Annotated in this window: 2 protein-coding genes; both read right to left on the bottom strand. The window is 57.6% G+C overall.

The genetic code is table 11. The features are described from left to right. Window positions 1-97: 97 nt before the first annotated feature. Window positions 98-421 carry a hypothetical protein gene (locus AC01FP_RS18810; protein ID WP_474482445.1) on the bottom strand — a complete coding sequence of 108 codons (324 nt, stop codon included), beginning with the start codon at window positions 419-421 and terminating at the stop codon, window positions 98-100. 14 nt (window positions 422-435) lie between these two features. Then, on the bottom strand, window positions 436-578 hold a 143-nt coding region (rhuM, locus tag AC01FP_RS18805; RefSeq protein ID WP_474482447.1), incomplete at its 5' end, for a RhuM family protein.

The following is a 578-nucleotide window of genomic DNA, read 5'->3' as shown; positions in this document are numbered from 1 at the left end:
CGCTCCATGACGGCATCATGGCTGGTTTCCTTCGCGTAACCAGGAGCTTCCGAGAAACGCACTTCCAGGAAATCTGCCTCAGGATCAAACCAGACTTTCAGCTTATTGGCCATAGCGATGCTCCAAGCTTGGCTTTGTCGGTGAGGTAGGCGGTGATGACGAAGGCATCGCTCTCTGTGTACTTTACAACCACACACAGCCATTTGGCGCCGACGATGGTCTGTGAGTAGAACGCATAAAACAAGCGCACAGCATCATCAGAACGGGACCGACGAACGATCTGCGGCGCAGCCAGCAGCCGATCGATCTCCGCACCCATCTCCTTCATTTCCGGATGCTCCAGAATGTGCGCCATGCGCTCCTCCGTCAGTCTCACCGCAATCCCGAAGCAATCGGCGACCGTTTTAAGCCCATGGGGCATGGGCTCGTGTGCGCTCATGCCGGATCAATGGGCGAGCGCACCCAGTAGCCCACGGCCGGGATGGCGTCGAGGTTGTAGATGTTGACGGGGCGCTGCACATCGCGGCAGCCTTCGTTTTGAACTGTCAAGGATTCCTTGACCGTCGCCCCTGCGTCTA

Source organism: Cyanobium sp. NIVA-CYA 375 (genome assembly GCF_056108345.1).
This window is presented reverse-complemented; position numbering and strand designations above follow the sequence as displayed.

Bases quoted from the DNA above. Each gene is read 5' to 3' on its own strand.
- AC01FP_RS18810 (WP_474482445.1), bottom strand. From the start codon at position 421: ATGCCCCATGGGCTTAAAACGGTCGCCGATTGCTTCGGGATTGCGGTG.